Here is a 19,531-nt window from a genome sequence, read left to right on the forward strand (position 1 = left end):
ATAAATGAAACACACGTTCAACAATATATGGTGACAAAAGAACAAAATTAACTTACAAACGGTTGGATATTTGTCTAAAATTTTTCAAGATATTCTTCAAAATTTTTCCTGTCACGCAGACACTGGGGGCAAACGCAACTGAACGGTAGATCCTTGGTAGTGCATATGTCTTTGTAATTGCACTCTTTACAGGGGAAGTCTCTGCCGCATCGCGTGCAACTCTGCAGGAACACTACTTCTGTGCCCAATATGCTTTCTATGGTACCCAGTAACTTTTCGATGTTATTGTAGCTTTTGATGGAGAAGATGCCTTCGTTGCGGTCATATTCCAACCCTAGGCGAAGCAGAGTGAGGAATTTTTCCTTATCAACACGAGGAAGCTTAAACGCCTTACTATTCAAAACCACCATGCCTACTCAGAACCTGTTCATTTTTGTTAGGAAATCAACTTCTTCAGGCGTAAACTTGAACCAATCAGCAAGTGGACTTTTTCGTTTTTTCTGCAAAATTGCTTTTACGAAAGGAACAAAATCATGCTTGGCAGTCTCGATTGAAACGTGGCATTGAGCGCCAATCTTTGCACAGATGTTGTCTAGTGTGGTTCGCTTGCCCTTAGTCCAAAATAATGTGATGATTCTTATTGGGGGCGAAATGAAAGTGAAGGGCTTATACGACTCAGGATTTACCGCGGCAGCCTGCGCTAAAGAGTTATAAAAGTATTTCAGCAGATGCCAATTTTCGGTTCCAATTCTGCCCCTGAAAACGTCAGCTTGAGACACAAAATCGTAAGCGGTAGCCAACTCCACGGGGTTGGTGTACCGTTTTGGCAAGTTATCGCCAACTGATAACAGAAAATCGTCATAATCAACGCTTGAGTAACTTAGCAGTCTTGAGGCTTCAGCGATTGATGGCGCAGTGAAAAAGCCGTGCAGTGTTTCATCCATGCTTATGTCCTTATTTCGAGAACTCAACATCACAGTGTCTTGCAGGGTCAATACATGGTTTTCTTCGCTGAGACTTTGCAGGTCATTTATGGCTGAGCGCACGTCGCCTTTGCTGTTTTGTGCTATGCGCTCAAGGGCTTCGAACTCTGCTTTAACGTGCTCAAGCAAACAAATTTTCTGCAAAAGAGTAATTATCAGTGGGATTCTCACTTGGTGGAACCGCACAAGCAAGCACACTTTCTTTAGCGGGCGAAGTTTGTCGATGTCAGGGTCGTTAGCCGCCATGATTACTGGCACAAGCGATTGCTCAATAATCTTTAGGATGGCGTTAACGCCGCCTCGGTCTTCGTTGCCTGCGATGCCATCAACCTCATCTAGGAAAAGCACGTTTCCGCCAGTCTTTGTTGAGCCAGAAAAGTTGTCTAAGGCAACGTATGACGTGGCAGGCTTCGCCACAGCGTTCACAGCTTTTTCCGAGCGGGTGTCACTTGCGTTCATCTCAATTACTGTAAACCCAAACTCGTTGGCGGTAGCATTAACCAGCGCTGTTTTGCCCACGCCAGGCGGACCATAAAGCAACACAGCTTTCTTGGTGTGCCTCTTATTTTTCAGCCATTCAACAAAGAGTGATTTAGCTTCTTCGTTCCCAACCACGTCTTCTATTTTTTTTGGGCGGTACTTTTCAACCCACAGTAGGTCATTTCGCAGCATAACTTTCCTCTATGCCTTTCCCAAACTTGGCAAACTGAGCCAAAAGCGCGCTTAACTGGATGTCGCTGTTTGCGCCCTGTGTTAAACGGTAATCATACTCGCCAATGATGCCTGACAAGTCAGCCTTCTGTTCTGGGGTGAGGTCGGACATTTTAAAGATTTCCCGTTGAACTTGGCGCACGATTTCTGAGCCTGAGAAGCCATAGGAGCCCATGATGTCATACATTGTTTTTCTTGCTTCCATAAAATCGCCATACAGCGCCTTGCGAATCATCTTTTGAACTTGCACGGGACTTGCTTCGCCGATAACTAAAGAAACAGTTTTCTCGTCCACGACGCCTTCCTTGTAGGCTGAGGCTGTTTGTAACGCGTTGATGGCATGTCTCAAATCGCCTTCCGAATAATCCACAATCCGTTCTGCGGCTTCAGGAAGCAGATTCACGTTTTCTTTTTTGGCGATTGCTTGCAGGTGGTCTTTCATGGCTTGCCTATCTAGGCGTGAAAAACGGAAAATTGCGCATCGGCTCTGGATGGGTTCAATTATTTTGCTGGATTGATTGCAGATAAGTATGAATCTTGACGTGCGGGAGCCAACTTCCATGATGCGCCTGAGTGCCGTTTGGGCGGGACCAGTCATCTGGTCAGACTCGTCAAGGATGATTAGTGCGAATGGTATGTTGCCGAAGCCTGAGCGGCTGTAACGGGAGAAGTCTTTGATGCGGTCACGGACTGTGTCGATGCCTCTTTCGTCGGAAGCGTTTAGCTCAAGCGTGAAGCTTTTCCAGTTTGCGCCGTACAGTTCATGAGCGATGCATAAGGCGACGGTGGTTTTTCCTGTGCCGGGGATGCCTGCCAGCAACAGATGCGGCATGGTTTTTGGGTTTCGCATGAACGCTTTAAGGCTATCTACTATCTCTTTTAAGTCTACGACTTCATCGAGTGTTTTTGGGCGGTACTTCTCCACCCACATAAGTCCTTCTTCATTAGCTGCCATTAAGGTAAACCTTCAACAATTATTATTACAATAGGTGCTTTTACTTTACTAATTTATCTTTCCCTGACAAGAAAAAATAGTTTGGCAAGGTATCAGCCGATTTTGCTTCCTTCAGCAATGTCCTTTTCTGGCTGCAAAACTGTAACGTTTCCTGCTTCGTCTTCAGCGGCTAATATCATGCACTGCGACTCCAGACCCGCCAACATGCGCCTCTGCAGATTCAACAAAAAGACGCATTTTTTACCCACCAACTCCTCAGGCGTATAATACTTGAGAAGCCCCGCCACCGCTTGCCTCTTCTCACTGCCAAAGTCAACTATTAATTTAATCAGCTTCTTAGATTCAGGGACTTGCGTAGCTTCAATTATTTTTCCTACTCGAAAATCAAACTTTTGGAAATCAGCAAACGATACTTCTTCAGCCAATGTTTAACCCTCAAGCGGATAGTTACTGAGCTTTTAGATATTTACTTTGCTTTCACTGGCAAGCTGTATGCGTTGTTGAGTCGCTAACTTGTGAGCTTGAATTAGCGGCTCTGGGATTCGGTTTTTTGCGCAGTGCTTTACGATTCGAACTGAGGTCTCTAAGGATACCATGTGACCGACGCTAACGTAGACGGGTTTGGCACCCTGCTTGGTTGTTACTGCTTCGCCGATGACTTCGCTATTGTCAACCAAAAAAGTTCTCCCGCCCTTCTCAACTGGCGTGCCAATCAATCTGCTCTTTGCCGCACCCACAGTCGGTTTGCCTATTACAAGCCCAAGGTGACTGGCGAACCCGCACCTATACGGATGCGCTAAGCCTTGCGCGTCAACTAAGAAAACGTCAGGCTGAATCTTTAGCCGCTGGATGGCTGACACTGCAGAAGGGATTTCTCTAAAAGACAGCAAAGTTGGAACGTAGGGCATTTTCACTTGGCGCACCGCAACTTGGGCTTCCAAAAGCTGCAACGACTCATAATCTAAAACCACTACTGCTCCAATGCCCGCATTGTCCACGTATGAAACGTCAACGCCGCCGACGGTCTCCAACTTTTCTGGTAGTCTGTCTTCACGGATAATCTTCTTTGATAAGCAAACTTGGATTTCGTGAGCTTTTTTTACTGAAAAATTCGTCAGTTTGGGCAATTCAAGTGCTTAACTCTTTTTTTGCTTCTTACGCTTAGTCGTGCGTTTGGCTGATTCAACTCTTTTTAGTTGATCCTCAAGTGACTTTCTGCGTACTTCAAGCGTTATGTCACCGCGGGTATTCTCTATTATTCTTCGGGCAATGTCTGATTTATGCCTGAGTCCCGGCACAAGCATGTAAGCCTCATCCAAAGCCAACAACTGCATGAAAACTTGATCCATAATTTTAAGGCACTCTTCGCCTGCTTCCACCTTGCCTTCACGCAAATTATCCAATGCTAAGCGTCGGTATTCGCCGATTACATCCGCTAATCCCAAAACGTAATCGACAGATGGTACATGTATCTCTGAAGGCGTCACAAAACGGCCTTCCTTGACAAGCATCAGAAAAATGTTAGCCTCCGAATACTCTTGTAGGGCAGCGCTAAACATGCCTCCGTAAATAATCTCAGGACACTCATCAGCTAATTTTTGGAGGTTTGAGATCATTTCTTTAGCGCTCGCAATCATTTCTTGTGCGTCTTTGATTCTTTTTTGATGAATAAGCAAAATCGCCTGCTTTGAAAGGCTCGTGGCTTTCCGCATGCTTTCATGCGTTTCGTCACGAACCTTGTTTTTCTCCACCAGTTCCTGTTTTACTTCTTGAATAACTTTTTCTAAAGCTGCCAAAACAACACCACAAAGTAAGGTAATTGAGCTGTTATTTATTTCAATTTCTTAAATGCGCTCTGTTCTTTAGCGTTTTTCTGAGTTGCCCCACTTTTCAACCAGTAGTTTCCTGTCGCCTAATTCGAAGCTTACCTTGACGAAAATTGTGTCTGAGCCTTTAAAGGGAAACATGCTGTCTTCTGCCAAGTCTTTTGGCAAATAGACAAGGTACTTGCCGTCTTTTCTTCGAAAGAGGCGTCCTTTTCCTTCGCTTACCATGGTAGCAACCGCTCATTGAAAGGGACTAGATTGTATATAAGTTTTATCTGAACTTTTCAAACGATACTCACATAGCACTAACTTGTATCGGCTTCTTTAACCTGCTCAGCAATACAACACGGCTCTCTGGCGCTTCATCAATAACACTGTACCCAGTTTTCTTTGATAGCTGTTCGGCGAAAGCCCTGACTTCCTTGTGCATGGGCATGCTGTCAAACACTAACCGCAGATTGCTAAAGCCAATATGCATGTAAGCTTTTGCTTCGATGTATGTTGGATTAGCCTTTTCAACAAGTTTAGCGTACTCATCAACCAAGTCCATATTGTGCTCTTTCACCAACGTCATGCGGGTCACGGTGGGGCAACGGAAACTCTGCAACAAACCAAGTGTCTCATTCAGCTTAGCCCAAGCATTTGGGAATTGCGGTCTGCAAACGCGCTTGTACACTTGCTCGTTTGGAGCGCAGACGGAAATGTAGAGTTGCGTGGGCTCTTGGCTTAGCTTTGAAAGTTTACTGGGCAGGGTACCGTTTGAAACCAGAAAAGTTGTCAACCCTTTTTGGTGGAATGCGCGGATAAGTTCACCCAACGGTTCATAGAGCGTAGGTTCACCTGTCAAACTAATCGCAACTTGATTGGGTCGGTGGGCTTCTTGAAACTTGCGCCAATCCGTCTTCTCATTGCCCTTATAACCGCTAATAATTTTCTCCTGTGCCCTAAAGCAGCCCTCAACAATCTCCTCAGGAGTATCCTTGTTAGGGTTCTTCATCTCGTCCCATGTAACGCCTAAGTCCCCGCTCTGTGCCCTCCAGCAAAACAGGCACTGCTGCGTGCAGTAATAGAGCGAAGGTGTCATCTGGATGCAACGGTGTGATTGGATGCCGTAAAACTTCTGTTTATAACATGGTCTATTGTTAACGATGGATTCGTAGAGCCACTTGCACCGCTTAACCGCTGAATGCTTACCAACCAAATGGTATTTTTGCTTTTTTAATGCGCATGAAAGCGAAGAGAAAGGGGTGTTTTCCACAGGTTCCACCGAAATTCTAGTAGACCAAAGAAAAACAGACATTTAAAAATCGCTATGGAAATAACCCATTTTGCGCTTTAGAAATGGCGACTTGTTTTCGGGTTCAAGTATGTATAAACGATTAAATGGTAAGGTTTAAAATCCTCTCTTAGTTTATCATGAGCATTACAAGAAGATGGCTATCTATTTAGGAGAGCAAAGTGGTTTGAATAACAAAATTGTTGCCGTTACCCTCATGCTTTTAATAGCGCTCGGCGCTGTGTTCTTGCCTCTTCAGGTCCTCGCACAGAGCTCAACCATGAGCGTATACATATATGAACTCAAGCCAGACGACGCAAGCGGAGTAGTAGGCAGTAGCGGTAGCATTCAAGGAAGCATATACACCAGCAACGGCGCCTACCAACTTTTATTCGGTAAAACTGTTATCGTAAGCGGCGCGGCTGAAGGATATTACGTCAATACAAGCTTCACCGTGCCAGAAGTTCCAAGCGGTACCTACGCGTTAACTCTAAGAGATGTTGCAATAAACGTTAACTACACCAAACAGTTCACGGTAAAAACAAGCTACGCCATAAACGCTGTTCCATCAACATTGCAGGAAGGAGGCAGCCTCAAATTAAACGTCAGTGTTTTAGGAGGTCAACCAAGCACTCAATATGGTGCTACTATCACAGTTAAACTTCCCAGTTCACTGGGCACCACATATACTCAGACGGTTTCCTTGGGAACCGCAAACATCAAAGGAACTGCGAATGCTCAAGTTAACTATCCTGATAATAGTTTTTCGCCTGATGGCTCCCTCACTGACTATGCAGGAACCTACAACATCTACTTTAACCAATCAGACTCCAGTGCGCTGGCTGAAAACACGTTCACGGTTAACTTTCTTGATTTAACCTCATATCACAGAGGCCAAACCGTAAACATAAAGGCAACAGGGTACCAGCCTAATCAAGCCGCAACGCTAACCGTAACCAACACCAAGACAGGTTCAACTCTTGCCACCGAGTCTGTCACCGCTTCGGCAAGCGGAGTAATCAGCACCTCATGGGTAGTTCCAGCCCAAGCAAGTATTGGCGAATACACCCTAAAAATAGTGGCGGAAGGCACCCAAAAGTCAATACAGGACTCACAAACTTTCACGGTTCCAGGGTACGCCGTCAAGGTTCAGACCACAAGTTTATCGGGGAACCCTACACCTGACATCGAGGTCAAAGCACTAGACTACTCAAGCCAGAACACGTACAATGCAACTACCAATGCGGAGGGCACAGCAAGCTTTCAACTTGAGAAAGGTCCTCACCTTTTGACTGCCTTTTGGAACGGCGTTAACGTTGGAGAAACAAACGTAACCGTCACTGGCGAAGGCACCTTCAATTTACGGTGCCAATTAACCGACCTTAAAATTACAGTTAAAAACACGCAGGGTATTGCAATGCCCTTTGTCGACTTAAATATAAAATACAATTATCAAACAACAACTATCGGATCAAAAACAGGCAATGCCACCGGACAAACAGGTCCCTCAGGCAGTTACTACTTAAAGTCAACGTTAGCAGGAGCAACATACACGGTGGAAGCTTCGCTCTATGGGCAAGTTTTCAATCCAAACAACAACACCTTCGCAAATCTTCCAACTCAGGCAACGGCAGAAATCATAATTACCTGTCCAGATGAAAACGTAACACTCAACGTAATCGGCTACAGCGGAGAAGCAATTCCTCAGGCACGTATAGAACTTGTTGAATTAACAAACGGGTTATTCTACGCCGCAACAACAGACAACTCTGGCACAGTCAGCACGCAGGTCACTTTCGGCATGTATCGCGCTCGCATCTACAAAAACAACATCTTAATCAACGAAACAACCATACAAGCCTTCAGCACAGCCCAAAAACAAATACATTGCACCCTCTACGGCATCGAAGTTTCAGTCTCAGTTGTTGACTTCTTTGGTGGAGCCATATCAAATGCCAATGTTACATTAAACGGTCCAGAAAACGAAAGGTTCTCGGATATGACCAAGAGTAATGGCGTGGCAACATTTAGCAACATAATAGGCGGAGACATGCAGATAATAGCTTGTGCTCTTGGAAGCCAAGATTACCAAGCCATAACGTTAACTATTGATAAGCCAACTACCGTGCAACTGAAAATAGACAAATTCGTTGCTTTCGGCTCATGGTTAATACCCGTAAGTTCCCTGTTCACAGTAATAATCATACTAATCGGTATAATATTGCTAGCTTTAGTGGAGATATACAGACGAAGAAAAACCAAGCCTTCCAGCAGCGAAACCCCCGCCTAAATTTGCCCCCTTTACTAGAAAAAAGTTTATATGGCAACTAAAGGTCATAAACAAAAGACGAGGAAACAACAACCCATAGATTTTGATTATGGCATTGAGGTGTACCTATTGGCTCAATCAAAAGCTTGTTCCCCAAAATGTCCATCTTTTAAATGCGCTAAAAACTCAGCATTCTACCGAAGAGATAGCATTTGGTGCAATTGGACAGAAGACGTGTGCAACGTCGCAAACTGCACCTATTCAATGTGCATGAAAAGACGCTTATTGCCCGGCGGAATCTGCGGCGAAACTGTGAAACGGAAAACTGTTGAAAAAGACATAGAAGATGACTTCTTAGGTGAATCAGTGAAGCTTAAAGGAAAGGCACTGCGGAAACTCGGCGACAAAGAATTTTACTAAACTTAAGTGAACAAAAATTCCCGTGTACTATACACGGTTTCCTATTTCTTATTTCGATTGAACTCTCTTGACAACTGGCGGTTTAACTTTCTTTAAAATCCTATAACCGCAAATGATGCATTTGGTTTCTCCGCCACGTAGTTCCAGCTCTTCAGATGGCACTCTTGAGCCACAACGCATGCATTCATAAACAATTCCTGTTCTTTCCAACGAAACGCCTCTTCCTACAAAGAAAAGCATTTTACTTTTAAACATTTCCAATACCTTAACATCAAAGAGGATGCATACTTGAGAAAAAGGCTCAAAGAAAAGCTTGCGCTTCCATCAGGGCAGCTTGGTCAGGTTTACAATTCGTTCGACATAATCGGTGACATAGCCATTGTAAAAACACCCCCCGACAGCAATGTCGACATGAAGATAATCGCAAAACAAATCATGCAAGTGCACAAAAACGTCAAAACAGTGTTCGCGCAAACTAGCGCCGTCAGAGGCGACTTTAGAGTACGCGAGTTAAGGCTTTTAGCAGGCGAAGGCAACACAAACACAACTTACAAGGAATCAGGCTGCATTTTTGCGGTTGACGTGGAAAAATGCTATTTTTCACCCCGCCTATCTCACGAACGTGCACGAGTAGCCAGCCAAGTTAAGGCTGGTGAAGTAGTCGTAAACATGTTTTCAGGAGTAGGTTGCTTTAGCGTAATCATTGCCAAAACCGTGCCTCAAGTCCAGATTTACTCTATCGATGTTAATCCGACCGCGTTTGAGTGCATGCAGAAGAATGTAAGAATCAATCGTGTTTACGGCAGGGTTATTCCTCTGCTTGGTGACGCAAAAGAGATCATTCAAGCAAAACTGCAAGGTGTCGCTGACAGGGTTCTGATGCCCCTGCCAGAAAAAGCACTCGAGTACTTGCCTGTTGCGGTTTCAGCGTTAAAGAAAGGGGGCGGCTGGATTCACTATTACGATTTCCAGCATGTCTTGGGAAACGAAGACCCACTGGAGAAAACGAAGTCAAAGATAGTCCAAAAACTTGATCACATAGGTGTAAGGTACACGTTTGCCCACTCTCGTGTTGTACGTAGTACGGGTCCAAATTGGTACCAAACTGTTGCTGATATAAATGCGCTCATTGGGTAACTAACCACAGCATTACGTATCCATTTTAAGTATAATCAATGTGCAAACTGCTTCTTGAGAGAAAGCAACGTAGCCTTTGTTCTTCAATCTTTGCCTGTTAAAAGATGGAGCTATCTAATTTACGGTAACTATTTATGTTATTGCACTCTATCCTAATATGGTGTTGAATTTTGAAAACCGAAAAAATGGAAACGGCTTCTTCAACCTTAGAGAAAGCCAGCCACGAAATGGCTGACACAATCTTAGCCATAATGGATAAGCTTGCGGGAAAAGAATCCGACATAAAATTAAGCTTTGAAGACTTAACCCTCGACATGGGCATGTTTAAGGCTAAACTTAACGGCGCAGTCGTTTTAGACATCGTTTACTCTAAAGACGTCACTACTTAGTACGCCAAGGCAGGCTGAAGATGCCTCTCGCTACTTTCATAGCTGAGATGCTCAAATCAGGAAAAATTACTGTATCCGCCAACAATGTCGAAGCCGTAGAAATCACTGCAGACAATAAACAAATCGATGTAAACTCCGTCAACAAGGATTTCATAAAACAAACTCTTGCAGCTACGCGGGGAAACAAAAGCAAGGGAACCGTTGGGCTAATCAAGTCTGCCCGAAGCACTCTTGGCATGCTTAAGGATGTCGCTGAAGAACTCTCTGAAGCAGGCATAACAGTCACCCTCTCTTACAAAGGCGACCTTGTTGCTACTATGGGTTCTAAAGCGAAACCTAAATTGTCAAGTGTAGTAACAGGTACAAAAGCCCTAGAAATCAATAGTCCACGAAAACTCTTAGAACTCGGTCTCTAAATTATCAAGGCGAGAATATTTTAATAGCTATCACTGATACATCTATCTGTGCTGTGATTTCGATGAAGAGAAAGCTAATGGAAATCTTGGCTTGCCCAATCGACAAGTATCATCCGCTTGAACTTCACGTTTTCGAAGAAAAAGACGAAATAGTTGAAGGCTTAATCGTCTGCCCCAAATGCCTGCGCTGGTACCCAATCCGTGAGGAAATCCCAGAAATGCTGCCTGACGAGTTGCGCAAAGAAGCGGAAGATTTGCCGTTTCTAAAGAAGTGGAAAGCGCAGATTCCAGAAAAAATCGTTTCTGAAGGCAAGCCCTTCAACTTGAAATAGCCCTTTCTAAAAACTTTCTAATTTTATTGCCATACCTTTTGCTGAAGACTTGATTGCTGCAGTAGCGACCTGTAGCGCTCTCACGCCATCCTCTCCAGTAACAATGGGTTTCTTTTTCTCCACTATGCAATCCACAAAGTGCTGGAGCTCCATTTTAAGGGGTTCTTGGAAGGGCAACCGCGGTTGCACAGTTTCCTTTTGCTGTTCAATCCACAGGTCCTGCGTTATGTAATCAAGTTTCATTATGGCTTCGCTCCCCGTCACAGTTAACAGGCGGGTCTTGTAGGGCGTGAGCCAGTTGGTCTCGATAAACGCGGTCTTGCCATCCTTGTAGGTAAGCATTATTTGGGCGTAGTCTTCGAATTTTTTGATTCTCATGCTGCCCATCTTTGCGTAGACGGAAAGGGGGTCTTCGTTTGAGATGAACCGCATAACGTCAATGTCATGGATGGCTGTGTCCTTCACGACGCCAACATCTCCGATTCTTTCAGGCCACTGTGAAACACGTTTGGCTGTTGCGCAGACTAATTCCCCGATTTTCTTGTTCTCAACCGACTGCCGTATGTGTTGCAGGCCAGGTATGAACCTCATGAGGAAGCCCACCGTCAAGTGCAAACCATTCTCCTGCGCAGTTTGAACTAGTTTTTCTGCTTGTTTGGGGTTGGTTGCCATGGGCTTCTCAACTAAAACATGCTTTCCAGCCCTCAGCGCTTTTAGGGCTTCTTTGGCAAGGATTGTTGACCACGTGCAAACGTTGACTGCCTCAATCTCCTTGTTTTTTAGCATTTGTGCGCTGCTGGTGTAGGCTTTGGCGCCGTACTGTTTAGCCATGGCTTGGGCTCTTTCGCGGTTAACGTCGCATACTGCGATGAGTTCTGTTGAGGGCAATTCATGGTAGACTCTAGCGTGGTTTTTTCCCCATTGCCCTGTTCCGATTACTGCAACACCCAGCTTTTTCATTGCCAACTACCTGTTCCTCTTCCCAGCCCACAGTATATGAATCCTTCTGTTGTCACCTTTTTAGGCTCCATTGTACCTGTTAAATCCACGATGACTGAGGGCTTTTTCATAATAGCTTTAACTTTTTTTAGGTTCAAACGGGTAACCTGCTCTTGTCCTGACAGGATAACGATGCAGTCGGCGCCTTCCACTGCCTCATTCAAAACCGTTTTTACCGTTCGCAAATTTGTTTGCTCCTTCTTTGCTTTGGGGTCATAGATGCTGACCTTAGCGCCTTTCATTCCGAGCATTTTAACAAAAACATCCATAGCCAATGTGGGGTTAGCTGAGCCTATGACTGCAACCCTTGCCCTCCTCAAGGTCTTGCCGCAACTCCGCAACCCTTCCTGAGCGAGGTTAACTGCGTGTTTAACCATGTCCTTATTTATTTGACGCGCTAACGCTAGAAGCCGAAGCTTGGCATTCAAGTTCTCTGCGCTTTCAAGTAGCATATAGGCTTCGTTCTTGTTTTCTTCCTCAACGGTGGTTGGAAGAAAACTTGAGTCATTAAGGTCTAGTACTTTTAAAACCTCAAAATAGTCCACGTTCGCCTTTTCGCAGAAAACCGCCAACTCATTGGCTAACGCCCTGCTTGCATCATGTTTGACGGCGGCGAATAGCGCGGCAATCTCCGCGACTTTTACTTGATTAACAGTTTTCACGTTTCTGGATAACGTGTTGAAAACTGTTGTCGCTGCGTTAAGGCTGGTTTGGTCAGAAGCCGCAACTTTCAAGTTCACATTTGATGTTTCCGTTGAGGGGACTGAGGTGTAAGCTAAACCAAAATCCTGACCTGCTTTGAGCCCTGACGTGTTCTCTAATGTTTCTTTTATTGTGCCTTCTGTGAAGCCGAAGCCTGCAACGCCGCTGTAAACTATCAGCGTGCCGCTTCGCAGGGATGCTCCTATTTGCTTGCAGGCATTTATGACTGGTGAATAATCCGTCTTGTTTTTGTCATCAAGTTTAGGGGAGACGGTTAAGAGGATTATGTCGCTTTGAGGAACCGTGCTTTTTAGGTCGTTGCTGGTGATTATTCTTCCTGCCGTTATGTGGCTTTTTAGTTTGCTTTCAACGTTCGGTTGGGCGAACGGTGCTTTTCCTCTGGCAAGTTTTTTCATGACGCTTGGGTCAGCATCTGAGCATACAACTTTGAAACCTGCATCCGCGAAGGTATTCGCAAGGGTGACTCCTCTTTGGTCGCAGCCTACAACGCTTACAGTGTATGCTGAGCGTTTTTCCGCAGAATCGATTTCTTCGGGTTTGAGATGTAGGACTGACGGCAACCGTATTTTCTCCGAGTACAAGCTGGCTCTATATTGTTTCAAGGAGTTTTTTGAGCCTTGAACTGTAGTCCTCAACTAGCTTTAATGCTTTTTCTTGGTTTTTCGCTTCAGCATACAGCCTGAAAACTGGTTCGGTGCCGCTTGGTCTAATCAAAATGGCGCTACTGTCGCTGAACCAGATTTTGACGCCGTCAATGGTGCTGACGTTTTCGCCTTTTACTTGTTCAAAGATTTTCTGTTGCAGAATCTCTTTTTTCTCGTCGGGGCATTTGATTTTGCCCTTCTCTATAAAGTACTGCGGTTGCTCAGCGACGAGTTGCGCTAGCGATTGACCAGTTTGTGCCATAATGTTGAGCAACAGTGCAGTGGTCATTGCGCCGTCACGGACTGCTTGGTGTGGACGGTAAAAAATTCCGCCGTTCTCTTCCCCGCCCAAATTAGCGTTTTCAGTTTTCATGGTTTGGGAAACCGTGACGCTTCCCACTTTAGTCCAGATTAACTTGCCCTTGTATGCTTCCACAGTATCCTTGATTAAGGTGGATGAGCTTACAGGTGTAACGATTTTTGCGCCTTGGTTCTGGAGAAGATACTGCTTAATTACTACTGCGAAGGTTTTGTCGCCCCAGTAAATCACGCCGTTTCCGTCGACAAAGATTGAGCGGTCAGCGTCGCCATCAAAAGCAACTCCCATGTCAGCGCCTATTGCCTTAACAGTCGAAGCCAAATCACCTAAGCTTTCAGGTCTGGGTTCAGGCATTCTGCCGGGGAAAGTGCCGTCGATGTTTGCGTTTATGCTGGTGACTTTGCAGCCAAGTTCTCTCAGAAGCACTGGCGCGGCTATTCCTCCGACGCTGTTTGCGGCGTCAACGACAACGTGGAAGTGTTTGCTGGCGATTTTTTCGACATCAACGTGCTTTTTAATGGCTTGAACATATTCATCGTTGATCCCTTCCAAATCGTGCTTTTCGCCTAACTTATCCCAATCAGCGAAGACAATTTTGTTATCAAAGTAAATGTTCTCTATCTCTGTCTCCTGCTCATGTGAGGTTTCTATGCCGTCGCTCCAAATCACCTTAATGCCATTGTACTCTGGCGGATTATGCGAAGCTGAGATTATGACTCCGCCGTCCATCTTGTGGTTCTTAACCGCGAATTGAATCGCAGGGGTTGAAGCTATCCCAGCAAAGTAAACGTTGCATCCAGCAGCTGTTAAGCCAGCAATCACTGCTCTAGCAAACATGGGGCCGCTGGTTCGTGCGTCATAACCTAACAGTAAGTTTTTGTTTTTTCCAAAAAACGTTCCAATAGAGGCTCCGACTTTTATGGCCATTTCAGGCGTCAATTCGACGTTGACAAGGCCTCGTATGCCGTTTGTTCCAAAAAGTTTTCGTGCGCTCATAATATTTTCAGCTCAATACTCTTTTACAGTCAATCTTGGGTTTTAAAACGTTTTCAGAGACTTCCTTAGCTGGGCATATAGCTAAGCCTTCAGGCAGGTGAACGCCGTCTTTAATTTTGGCTTGGTCACCGACAATGCAGCCTTCAGACAGTTTCACGTTTTTCCCTACTCGTGCTCCCTCGCCAACTATGGCGCCATTGAGCGTGGCAAAATCGCCGATTTCCACGTCTGCGAAAACTACGGAATTAGAAATATGCACCTTCTTGCCAACCTTGGTGTTCTTTCCTATGATGGCATATGGACCGATTACTGATTTTTCACCCACAGAAACGTCCCCATCCAGCGCAATTGGCTTTTTCACCTCAAACTTCTCTGCGTTTTTCTGCTTTAGGCTATTGGCGATTGAATCAAGGATCACCTTGTTTGTCTCTATGTACTCTTCGGGTTTGCCAATGTCCATCCACAAGCCATTAATACAGTAACCGTAAAGCTTGCCTTCAGCAGCTAGTTTGGGGAAGACTTCGCGTTCGATGGAGACTGCTCTTCCCTGCGGAATATAATCGAAAACTTTTGGGCTGAGAACGTATGCTCCAGCGTTTATGAGGTTACTTGGCGCTTCCCCTTTGGCTGGTTTCTCAATGAATCTTTTGATTTGCTCGCCATTTAGTTCAGCGACGCCGAAACTGCACGGGTCCTCAACTTTGCAGAGCGCGATTGTTGCCAGAGCGCTCAATTTTTTGTGTTCAGCAAGCAGTTCTCGGTAGTTTATGTCCGCAAAAATGTCACCGTTCAAGACGATAAAAGGCTCGCTGTGTCCGATGAGTTGCTCGGCTTTTTTGATTGGCCCAGCGGTTCCTAAGGGCATTTTTGGCGGGTCAATGGAAAACTTGACTTTTAAGCCGCACTTGGGCGGGCGCTGCTGTCGAATATAGAACTGTGTTAGCGCGTTTACTGCCAATATGGCTTCGTCTACACCGTTTCTTGCTAACCGCTCAAAAATCCATTGGAGTAATGGTTTGTTAACGATTGGGAAAAGAGTTTTTGGCCTAGCGCAACTTAGCGGTCGTAGCCTCGTAGCAAAGCCGCCTGCTAAAATCAATGCCTTCAGCGGGTGTCACCTTAATACGCAGTACACTAATAACTCATTTTTATATAAACTTGTTATGCGTCACCGTTGGTGTTCTCAGCTCAACAGTACTCAGCCCAGAAAAAATGGTCCAGACGAACATATTTGGAGCATATTAGGAACTCATTGCAGAATCCTGTAGGGGGTAGGTGCTGTTGGCTGTTTTCTAAGCCAAAGGCATGTTGAAAATCGTGTTTTTATAGGGAGGTAGGGTCTGTGGCAGAGCAACATTTTCTAAAATCTCAGATGCCTTTTGCTTCATTGGTGCTTGTCTTTGTGTAAACGCTGGTGCTCAACCATTAAACATTTATCCATAACCACAATCAAACCCGCCTTTTGGGCGGCTTCCGCAGCCTGTTCGTTAACAATCCCCAGTTGCATCCAAACCACAAAAGGGCGCCCAACCGTCCGCTTGAGTTTGATGGCTTGCTCTACAATCGGCGGAACATCTTCCTCTTTCCTGAAAATGTCAACAACATCTAAGGTCTTCTGAATCTCTGGGGGCATATCAAGCAGGCTCTTGTAGCTTTCTTGACCAAACACTTCATCAACAAACGGGTTAACAGGAATGATGCAATAACCATGGTTTTTAAGGTAAGCCGCAACCCTGTGGCTTGGCTTGCCAATTTTATCGGATAACCCGACAACTGCAATAACTTTGTACTTACTTAAAATCTCCTTAATCACTTCTCGGCTCAATTAATCACCACTGTGCTTTAAGGAGCTTCACTTAGTTTTAGCTCAAAAAAGTGCTCTCTACCCTTACGCAACGCATAAATCTTAATTCCTTCGCCAACCTTGCGCTTATGAATCTCACTAACTAACTCTTCAATGCTATGAATCTGCATGTCGTCAACTTCTAGGATTATGTCGCCGTCTGCCATACCTGCGGCTTCTGCAGGGCTTCCCTCAGCAACCTTGGTAACTAAAACCCCCTGTTCCACTGGCAAATCATAATAGTTCCCAATTTGTGAGGTTATGGTTAAACCGACTATTCCAAGCCAAGGTCTTTTAGCTACACCTTCAGCAACGATGTCATCAGTACAAACTTTAGCGGCGTTTATGGGGATTGCAAAGCCGATGCCTTGCGCATATGGAATGATGGCAGTGTTTATCGCTATGACTTTTCCCGTTATGTCGACGAGTGGGCCGCCGCTGTTTCCAGGGTTGATTGAAGCGTCAGTTTGCACAAGGTTCTCTATTAAGCCCCTCTCGGATTCGATAGTGCGGTTTATTGCGCTGACAACTCCTGAAGTTACGCTGGGTCCACCTGCTAAACCGAAGGGGTTGCCGATGGCGTAAACTCGTTGTCCCATCCTAAGCTTGTCTGAATCGCCTAACTCAACAGCCTGCAAGTTCTTTGCCGTTATTTTCACAACTGCTAGGTCATGGATGGCACATGAGCCTGCAATGATGCCTTCTACAACTTGATTGTTCCATAAGGTTACGCTGATTTTTTCTGCACCGCCTACCACATGGTTGTTGGTTAGGACTAGTCCGTTGTTGTCGTTTGCTTGGATGATTGTGCCTGAACCCATGCCGCCTACTGGAACGGCTTGGTAGAAGATGTTGTGGATTAGTTTTATTGTGCTTATGTTTACTACGCTTTTGCTGACTTTTTCGATGATTTCTAAGATGGCGTTTTCGTCGTATGACAAGGGGTGGTTCCTCAAAAATGGTTAATTTCAGCGTTTTTAATAAAGCTTGAATGTTTTTTCTTTAGTAGTTGTTGACTAGACAATTGCTTGCACGCACCGCGGTTTACCGCGGCCATCAGGGGTTTGGCTGATGCGGCTTTGGCAGTTTTACCACGGCCATCCTGTAAGGGATTAATTGGGTACTGGTCGTAGTAACAATGGTCGCAGTAAAACAACAAGCTACTGAACTGATTTTGCGCCAATAGTAACCTGCCCCCTATAGGTTTCAACATAGAACCACTAATAGGCTCCAAATATGTCGCGTGAAAGTATGGTGCCCTGAGTTTAAGATTTATTGTTTGTCATATTTCTCGAATTCATTATTAACTATCGTGAGCTCTATCCCTGCTTGTTTAAACATCTCAATCGTATCAGCATCAGCATGATAACGTTTCTCACAGACAACACGCTTTATGCCAGCGTTGATTATCATCATGGCGCATGTTCGGCACGGCGTCATCTTGCAGAAAAGTGTTGCCCCCTCAAGCGGAATACCAAACCGTGCTGCCTGAATAATCGCGTTCTGTTCCGCATGAAGCGTGCGTACACAATGTTGAGTAACTTCTCCGTTTGAGTTGAACACTTTGCGCATGTCGTGCCCAACTTCGTCACAATGGGGCAACCCTGCAGGAGCACCAACGTAACCCGTCGTCATGATGCGCTTGTCCTTAACAATCACACAACCGCTTCTTCCACGGTCACAAGTTGCGCGTTTAGCAACTGCTTCACATAAATCTAAAAAGTACCTGTCCCAGTTTGGTCTTGAACTCTTCTCCAACCGCTTTGCCCTCAAACCTTTTAGAAACATAGTTCACTGAACAAATTAATAAATTTGCTATTCATTTCAAGTTGCTATTTTTCGAGGATGTGTATTTCTCTGCCAATCTTGTGGCGCTCATCCATTTCAACCAGTGAAGAAATATCCATCAAATGATACTCATCAACCCCTGCTTCAGAGAACATGTCTCTCGAAAAAGCTCGTACTCTTCTAAACCCGCAAGCCTCAAGCCTCTCGCCGATAGGCATAGTCACCGCTTGCCCAGAACGAGTCCTGATGTAGGGAGTAACCAAAACCAACCGCCCACCGCTCCTCAAAACCCTGTACGCTTGCTCAACAAAATCAAAAAACAATGGCTCAAGCTTTTCAATAATCTTCTGTGCATACGGGCGAGTAGGCACCTGCCGCAGAGCTGGTCCCAAATCAGGCTCAGACACGATACAATCCACAACTTCCTGACCAATCTTCTCCGCTAACCTGCCAACGTCTCCCTGTACGACCCTGAAATCAGCCTGTTCCAAAGCATACTCTCTTTTGAGCCATTCAAGATTTTCCTCTGCTGCCTTGACGCACCAAGAATTGACATCCATGCCTACGACCATTGCTTTTTCAAGTAGTGCTTCCTGAAGAATCGTGCCCACGCCGCAGAAAGCATCAAGCAAAACCTTGCCAGACGTACAAGCAGAAAGATTAACCATAATTCTAGCTAAGCGTGGGGGCATGGCAAAGATTTTCCGTTGGTTGGGCTTGTAGATGTCTCTTTTTTGGAACTCAAAGGGGTTATGCACGGCAATTGTTGTGCCAGCCCACGCTTCTTTTCTGCCAATACAAAGCAATACTTCCGCTTTTGCCTCAACTAACCCTTTCTTTAGAACCTCAACATGACTGAGTTGAGCTTGTTTTCTGTCTTTGGAAAAGCCCATGAACCTTGCTTTCTTGCCCTGCCCAGCCAACTCCCTCTTTACGGCGCTGCCTACGAATCGTTGCATGATGCCTGAGAATGGTCGTAGTGAGTTTTCAGAGCAGTATATGCTTACTCCAAAAAACACTTTACCGACTGTCTTTCCCATAGCATCTATGGCGCCACTTGATACTAAGACCTTAATTAACTGGGCTTCTGCCTGCTTGTTTTTCTGCTGGAAGGCTTCTTTGAGGGTTTCTGTTGAAAGCTTGGCTTCTGTTTGGGCGATTTTTATTGTTCCACCCAAATCATCGATAATTGAGGCGTCAAGTGGTTCCTCGAATTTGATGGTGAAGAATTCTCTTGAGAAATACTCAATTTGGAACTTGATCGCTCTGGCTTTAAAGTAGCAAGTAAGCTCCGCTAAGGAAAGCATCCAGTTTTTACCTGATGTAAACAATAAAGTGGGCATTGTCAAGATAAAAAGTAGAATACCTATATAAGTGAAAGACCGCGCATGGGAGAATGACGCTATAAAGTAAACTGTAATGAAACTAAACGGAAAAATACGTAAAGTTAACCGTGACTTACAAATCGTTTAAATATCGCTAAACCTGTGAGTATGCTACGAAAG

Annotated in this window: 23 protein-coding genes; 6 read left to right on the plus strand and 17 right to left on the minus strand. The window is 45.1% G+C overall.

Going from position 1 to position 19,531, the window contains the following annotated elements; genetic code table 11:
- Positions 1-74: 74 nt before the first annotated feature.
- The 8 genes from NWE95_09725 to twy1 form a co-directional block, all read right to left on the minus strand.
- Positions 75-410, minus strand: a complete 336-nt coding sequence (locus tag NWE95_09725) for a hypothetical protein (GenBank protein MCW4004173.1) — start codon at positions 408-410, stop codon at positions 75-77.
- A gap of 6 nt (positions 411-416) precedes the next feature.
- Positions 417-1,655 carry a replication factor C large subunit gene (locus NWE95_09730; GenBank protein ID MCW4004174.1) on the minus strand — a complete coding sequence of 413 codons (1,239 nt, stop codon included), beginning with the start codon at positions 1,653-1,655 and terminating at the stop codon, positions 417-419.
- A complete protein-coding gene (locus tag NWE95_09735) occupies positions 1,642-2,649 on the minus strand; it encodes a replication factor C small subunit (GenBank protein ID MCW4004175.1) in 1,008 nt (335 codons plus the stop codon). The genes NWE95_09730 and NWE95_09735 overlap by 14 nt, the downstream gene beginning before the upstream one ends.
- 92 nt (positions 2,650-2,741) lie before the next feature.
- Positions 2,742-3,074: a methionine--tRNA ligase subunit beta gene (gene metG, locus NWE95_09740; GenBank protein ID MCW4004176.1), complete on the minus strand. Its 333-nt coding sequence runs from the start codon at positions 3,072-3,074 to the stop codon at positions 2,742-2,744.
- Positions 3,075-3,107: 33 nt separating this feature from the next.
- Positions 3,108-3,776, minus strand: coding sequence for an endonuclease V (locus tag NWE95_09745; GenBank protein ID MCW4004177.1), 669 nt, complete (start codon positions 3,774-3,776; stop codon positions 3,108-3,110).
- A 9-nt stretch (positions 3,777-3,785) separates the two neighbouring features.
- Positions 3,786-4,445: a hypothetical protein gene (locus NWE95_09750; GenBank protein MCW4004178.1), complete on the minus strand. Its 660-nt coding sequence runs from the start codon at positions 4,443-4,445 to the stop codon at positions 3,786-3,788.
- A gap of 66 nt (positions 4,446-4,511) precedes the next feature.
- Positions 4,512-4,703 (minus strand): hypothetical protein, encoded by a 192-nt coding sequence (locus NWE95_09755; protein MCW4004179.1) that lies wholly within the window; start codon positions 4,701-4,703, stop codon positions 4,512-4,514.
- A 67-nt stretch (positions 4,704-4,770) separates the two neighbouring features.
- Positions 4,771-5,733, minus strand: a complete 963-nt coding sequence (gene twy1 / locus NWE95_09760; protein ID MCW4004180.1) for a 4-demethylwyosine synthase TYW1 — start codon at positions 5,731-5,733, stop codon at positions 4,771-4,773.
- A gap of 205 nt (positions 5,734-5,938) precedes the next feature.
- On the opposite strand from twy1, the gene NWE95_09765 reads away from it, so the two are divergent.
- Both NWE95_09765 and NWE95_09770 read left to right on the plus strand, forming a co-directional pair.
- A complete protein-coding gene (locus NWE95_09765; protein ID MCW4004181.1) occupies positions 5,939-8,041 on the plus strand; it encodes a hypothetical protein in 2,103 nt (700 codons plus the stop codon).
- Positions 8,042-8,149: 108 nt separating this feature from the next.
- Positions 8,150-8,440: a hypothetical protein gene (locus NWE95_09770; protein MCW4004182.1), complete on the plus strand. Its 291-nt coding sequence runs from the start codon at positions 8,150-8,152 to the stop codon at positions 8,438-8,440.
- A gap of 48 nt (positions 8,441-8,488) precedes the next feature.
- Here NWE95_09770 and NWE95_09775 read toward each other — a convergent pair whose 3' ends face one another.
- Entirely contained in the window at positions 8,489-8,695 is a 207-nt protein-coding gene (locus tag NWE95_09775) for an RNA polymerase Rbp10 (protein ID MCW4004183.1), read from the minus strand.
- Positions 8,696-8,728: 33 nt separating this feature from the next.
- Here NWE95_09775 and NWE95_09780 point away from each other — a divergent pair, with 33 nt between their 5' ends.
- The 4 genes from NWE95_09780 to NWE95_09795 all read left to right on the plus strand — a co-directional run bounded on the left by NWE95_09780 (position 8,729) and on the right by NWE95_09795 (position 10,714).
- On the plus strand, positions 8,729-9,577 hold the full coding sequence (locus NWE95_09780; GenBank protein MCW4004184.1) for a class I SAM-dependent methyltransferase family protein: 849 nt from the start codon (positions 8,729-8,731) through the stop codon (positions 9,575-9,577).
- A 170-nt stretch (positions 9,578-9,747) separates the two neighbouring features.
- Complete coding sequence (locus NWE95_09785; GenBank protein ID MCW4004185.1) at positions 9,748-9,966, plus strand: hypothetical protein; 219 nt, start codon at positions 9,748-9,750, stop codon at positions 9,964-9,966.
- A gap of 20 nt (positions 9,967-9,986) precedes the next feature.
- Positions 9,987-10,382 (plus strand): hypothetical protein, encoded by a 396-nt coding sequence (locus NWE95_09790; GenBank protein MCW4004186.1) that lies wholly within the window; start codon positions 9,987-9,989, stop codon positions 10,380-10,382.
- A gap of 62 nt (positions 10,383-10,444) precedes the next feature.
- Positions 10,445-10,714 carry a Trm112 family protein gene (locus NWE95_09795; GenBank protein ID MCW4004187.1) on the plus strand — a complete coding sequence of 90 codons (270 nt, stop codon included), beginning with the start codon at positions 10,445-10,447 and terminating at the stop codon, positions 10,712-10,714.
- Between the two features lie 6 nt (positions 10,715-10,720).
- Here the strand turns inward: NWE95_09795 and NWE95_09800 are convergent, their stop codons facing one another.
- The 8 genes from NWE95_09800 to NWE95_09835 form a co-directional block, all read right to left on the minus strand.
- On the minus strand, positions 10,721-11,674 hold the full coding sequence (locus NWE95_09800; protein MCW4004188.1) for a Gfo/Idh/MocA family oxidoreductase: 954 nt from the start codon (positions 11,672-11,674) through the stop codon (positions 10,721-10,723).
- Positions 11,671-12,996 carry a hypothetical protein gene (locus tag NWE95_09805; GenBank protein MCW4004189.1) on the minus strand — a complete coding sequence of 442 codons (1,326 nt, stop codon included), beginning with the start codon at positions 12,994-12,996 and terminating at the stop codon, positions 11,671-11,673. Before NWE95_09805 ends, NWE95_09800 begins: the two co-directional genes overlap by 4 nt.
- Positions 12,997-13,024: 28 nt before the next feature.
- The gene (gene glmM, locus NWE95_09810) at positions 13,025-14,395 is read right to left on the minus strand and encodes a phosphoglucosamine mutase (GenBank protein ID MCW4004190.1); all 1,371 of its coding nucleotides are present in this window, start codon (positions 14,393-14,395) and stop codon (positions 13,025-13,027) included.
- A gap of 7 nt (positions 14,396-14,402) precedes the next feature.
- Positions 14,403-15,494 (minus strand): NDP-sugar synthase, encoded by a 1,092-nt coding sequence (locus tag NWE95_09815; protein MCW4004191.1) that lies wholly within the window; start codon positions 15,492-15,494, stop codon positions 14,403-14,405.
- Positions 15,495-15,779: 285 nt separating this feature from the next.
- Positions 15,780-16,220, minus strand: coding sequence for a CoA-binding protein (locus NWE95_09820; protein MCW4004192.1), 441 nt, complete (start codon positions 16,218-16,220; stop codon positions 15,780-15,782).
- Positions 16,221-16,237: 17 nt separating this feature from the next.
- Entirely contained in the window at positions 16,238-17,179 is a 942-nt protein-coding gene (locus tag NWE95_09825) for a trypsin-like peptidase domain-containing protein (GenBank protein MCW4004193.1), read from the minus strand.
- Between the two features lie 331 nt (positions 17,180-17,510).
- On the minus strand, positions 17,511-18,026 hold the full coding sequence (locus tag NWE95_09830) for a cytidine/deoxycytidylate deaminase family protein (GenBank protein ID MCW4004194.1): 516 nt from the start codon (positions 18,024-18,026) through the stop codon (positions 17,511-17,513).
- Positions 18,027-18,070: 44 nt separating this feature from the next.
- On the minus strand, positions 18,071-19,333 hold the full coding sequence (locus NWE95_09835; protein MCW4004195.1) for a methyltransferase domain-containing protein: 1,263 nt from the start codon (positions 19,331-19,333) through the stop codon (positions 18,071-18,073).
- Positions 19,334-19,531 lie beyond the last annotated feature (198 nt).

The organism is Candidatus Bathyarchaeota archaeon (genome assembly GCA_026014725.1).
Lineage (GTDB): Archaea > Thermoproteota > Bathyarchaeia > Bathyarchaeales > Bathycorpusculaceae > Bathycorpusculum.